Origin of the sequence: Methylobacillus sp. (assembly GCF_036844465.1) — a bacterium.
Taxonomy (GTDB): domain Bacteria; phylum Pseudomonadota; class Gammaproteobacteria; order Burkholderiales; family Methylophilaceae; genus Methylobacillus.
In genome coordinates this window covers 1-3,816 of record NZ_DAIUFW010000037.1, presented here as the reverse complement: position 1 = coordinate 3,816, position 3,816 = coordinate 1, and the positions used below count along the sequence as shown (strand labels likewise).

Annotated in this window: 4 protein-coding genes; all 4 read right to left on the bottom strand. The window is 58.8% G+C overall.

Annotated elements, in window-relative coordinates; all coding sequences use genetic code 11:
* On the bottom strand, positions 1-193 hold a 193-nt coding region (locus tag V7Z75_RS14100; RefSeq protein WP_442919925.1), incomplete at its 3' end, for a type IV secretory system conjugative DNA transfer family protein.
* A 54-nt stretch (positions 194-247) separates the two neighbouring features.
* On the bottom strand, positions 248-1,483 hold the full coding sequence (locus tag V7Z75_RS14095; RefSeq protein ID WP_170265907.1) for an MFS transporter: 1,236 nt from the start codon (positions 1,481-1,483) through the stop codon (positions 248-250).
* Entirely contained in the window at positions 1,480-3,123 is a 1,644-nt protein-coding gene (locus V7Z75_RS14090) for a phosphoethanolamine--lipid A transferase MCR-5.1 (protein WP_053821788.1), read from the bottom strand. The genes V7Z75_RS14095 and V7Z75_RS14090 overlap by 4 nt, the downstream gene beginning before the upstream one ends.
* Positions 3,124-3,141: 18 nt before the next feature.
* On the bottom strand, positions 3,142-3,684 hold the full coding sequence (locus tag V7Z75_RS14085) for a Chromate resistance protein ChrB (protein WP_053821787.1): 543 nt from the start codon (positions 3,682-3,684) through the stop codon (positions 3,142-3,144).
* Positions 3,685-3,816: the final 132 nt, after the last annotated feature.

Genomic DNA, 3,816 nt, shown 5'->3' with positions numbered 1-3,816 from the left:
GCCAGCCGGCGGTGATCTGCCAGTTCTCGCCCTTGATGTCGTGGATGACGGCCGATGCTGGCCAGCTCAACAAGGTGGGCACCACCAGGCCCACCCCCTTGCCCGAGCGTGTGGGCGCGAAGGTCAGGACGTGTTCCGGGCCTTCATGGGGTCGTCTCAGAAAACGGAAAAAATCGTACGCTAAGCACCGCAAAGAAACTCGTGATGGACAGGCACGCTACGGTCGCGGGTCGTGCCTGCCCATTGCTCAGTTGCCCTTGACGCGCAACAGTGTCAGCGTACCGGCAGCCATCAACACGGCCGCCAGCCCGAAACCGACCACAGGCGAGACCGCCGTCCACACCACGCCGACCGAGGCGCTGGAAATGAACTTGGCAGCGCCATTGACGGTGCCCAGCGCGCCATAGCTCATCGCCAGCGTGTCCGGCTGCACCATCTCGGCCGTCACGGTGGACTCCAGCGCTTCCTGGACCGCCACGTACAGACCGGCAATGAAGAACACCCCGGCCAGCAGCGGCACGCTGGCTATGCCCAGCCAGAATGCGAGCGCCGTCAGCACCGCCGTCAGTGTGCCCAGCACATAACCGGCAATCAGCACCGGCAAGTGGCCGACACGATCCGCCAGCACGCCCACTGGGTAGGAAACAGCGACCTGCACGAGGTTGCGCCACACATAGAGAAGGCCAGCCACCTGTGCCGCCTGGATAACGCCCAGCGAGGGGGTCAGCAAGGTCGTGGCCGCCAGGATCAACAGGCTGTGCGAGAAATCACCGATGCCAAAGATGCCGACCGCGCCGAGATAGCGTTTGAACCGGGCGGGCAGGCCACGCAGCGAGCTGAAGAACTTCAGGGCCGGGTTGGGCGAATGCTCCGGGTCTTTGACCAGCGTGAGAAACGCCAGCACGGCTAAGACACCCGGAATCACCGACAGCCATAATACGAGCCGGAAGGGTCCAGCCGCGTCGCTCCAATGAATGCCTTGCGCCCAACCCAGCAGCGCGACGCCCAGCAAGGGGCCGATCACCGCACCCACGGTGTCGGCAGCCCGGTGAAAGCCGAAGGCGCGGCCACGCGTTTCCGGCGACACGGCCTGGATAACGATGGCATCACGCAGCGGGCCGCGCAGCCCTTTGCCGAACCAGGACACGATGCGCCCCAGCAGCAGGAGGGGCCAGCCAGCCGCCAGCGCGATCAGCACCTGCCCCAACGGGGTCAGTCCGTAGCCGACCATCACAAAGAGCTTGCGGTGTCCCAGCTTGTCGGCGATGTAGCCAGACACCATCTTGGTGAATGCGGCGATGGCGTCGGCAATGCCTTCGATGAGGCCAAGCACGGCGGCGGGAATGCCGAGTACGGCCAGAAAGCCAGGCAGGATGACCGTGGTGGTTTCGTAGCAGAAATCCCCCAATGAGCTCGTGATCCCCGCACCTGCGACGGTGCGGTTGAGCCAGCGTTTCGGCGGATCATCCGTTGACGTCGTCATTGTGGTTGTCCTTTTCTGCATGTTGCCAGAAGGTCCAACTCTGGCGTGTAGGCAGCGGTTTTCACGTCGAACATCCCGAGCAAGGTGTGAAACAGGTGATCGTGACTTACCGGTGCCCGAGAGGCATGAGTTTGCATACAGGCTTGGTCGGCATAAACCTGACTCGACTGCCACCAGATCATCGGCACCTTGATCTGCTCATCCGGCGCGATGACGTAAGGTATGCCATGGAGATACAGGCCTTTCTCGCCGAGCGATTCCCCATGATCGGAAACGTACAGCAGCGCCGTGTCGTGTGAGCGGATGCCGGACAGCAGGTCAATGGTACGGGCAAGCACATGATCGGTGTAAAGCACGGCGTTGTCGTAGGTGTTCACCAAGGCTTCATGCGAACAGCTGGCCAGATCGGTGGTGTCGCAGGTTGGCGACCAGCGTCGGTAGCTTGCGGGATAGCGCTGGAAATACGCTGGGCCGTGATTGCCCAGCATATGCAGAACGATCAGCATATCGCTGCGGCTTGTTGTTATCTTCTCGGCCAACCCTTCGAGCAGAATTTCATCCAGGCAGCGCTCGCCATGGCACAGTGTGGGATGGCCTGCCGAAGACAGGTTTTCAAAGGGCAGTCCATCACAGACGCCTTTACAGCCCGACTGGTTATCGCGCCAGAGAATGTTGACGTCACTACGGTTTAAAACGTGCAGCACGGACTCGCGCCGACGAATCTGGCGTTCGTCGTAGTCGCGCCGACCATTGAGGGAAAACATGCAGGGAAGGGATGTAGCCGTATCCGTCCCGCAACTGGTGACATCGGAAAAATTGATCACGTCGCGTGCGGCCAACTCAGGGGTGGTTTGTCGTTCATAGCCGCTCAACCCCCAATTAGCCGCCCTGACGGTTTCCCCGACAACCAGTACGAGAGCACGAGGACGGCGGCCTTGTTCTTGAGGCCCTCGATGCGCATCGGCTGCAACGACTTCCCTTGCTTCGTCTGCTGACGATGACGCCTGTTCAGTCAAAACCCGAATGCCCGAGATGACGTAGTTTGCAGGAGTGATCAAATAGCGAAGCGGCTTGTTTTCACGAAGCGTGGGTATCAGCACATCCATGACTGGCCACAGACCCATGGAAATCATGGCGAGAGCGCCAGCCAGACAAGCGCTGCGCATCATTACCGCTTGTTTCCAGCCCGTTCGTAAAACCCTGACTCTCGCAATCCACCACACGGATACGGCTGCAACCAACAAGTAGGGCAGCATTCTCCATTGCAACAGCTCACTGGCTTCCCTGACGTCCGTCTCCATCAGATTCCGCAGCATGGCCTTGTCGAGATAAACCCCGTAGTTGCGCATGAAATAAACGGCGGCGGGCGTCATGACAGCAAGCAGAATCAGTAGTGGCTTGACACTCCAGCGCGTGGCCACCAGAAGGAGCAACAACCATTGCAGCCCGGTGATCAGCAACCCAGTGCAAAGGAGCATTAGCCATGTTCCAGAAGTTAGGGAGTCGCGTCCAGCAAGAAGGGCATTCCAAAACACGCCATTGCACAGCAGGGTGAACACAAGGCTGATGAACAGAGTCAAAAATTCAGTGCGCACTTGCGGGCGCATTTTCAAGAAAGTGATAAATGCAGACAACCGCATGAAATATGTCCTCTTCTTTCAACGGTTTTCATCGTGAGCGTCGAACACCCGTTGCGCGTAGGCGTCCAGCAAGGCTTCGCAGCCTTTGAGCCGTTCGGCTGCCTCTGCGGCCAGCGTGGCACCGTAGAAGTCGAGCTTGGCGATTTTTTCCAGCCAGGACTGGAGCTTCTTCAGATCGACATCGTTTTCTTCCAACTCGGCGTAGGTGAAGTGCTGAACTTCGGTTTCGTGGGCGATCTCGGCCTCGAAGTCGGCGCACTTGCCAAGGAGTTCTTTGTATTCCTCGTCGCGGTCTGCCTTGAAGCGGGCAATGACTTTGTCTTCCTGAGCACGATCAAGCGCAACCGTTTCCAGCAGGACGGAATCGCCCGCCATTTCGTTGATCTCGTTCTCGATGATCTTGAGTCGCCGGGTGTGATCGTCGGTCTTGGGCAGCAAGCAGACGCCGTTTTGTAGATAGACAGCGCCCATGCCTTTGAGCTTGCGCCACAGCGCGATGCGCTTCTTGGCCGGTTCGGGTGGCACCTTGTAGGTGAGCAATAACCAGTTTTGTGCGTTCATTCAAACATCTTCATGCATTAGATGTGAACAACTATAACGTAACGGCCGTTTCATTTCAATAGAAACATAAAGCAAAGCACCCTACGCGCTGGCCAATGCCGTCCGGTTGAGGCATACCCTAACTTGGCGTCA

Coding starts and splice junctions, on each gene's coding strand:
- V7Z75_RS14095 (WP_170265907.1), bottom strand. CDS start 1,483: ATGACGACGTCAACGGATGATCCGCCGAAACGCTGGCTCAACCGCACC.
- V7Z75_RS14090 (WP_053821788.1), bottom strand. CDS start 3,123: ATGCGGTTGTCTGCATTTATCACTTTCTTGAAAATGCGCCCGCAAGTG.
- V7Z75_RS14085 (WP_053821787.1), bottom strand. CDS start 3,684: ATGAACGCACAAAACTGGTTATTGCTCACCTACAAGGTGCCACCCGAA.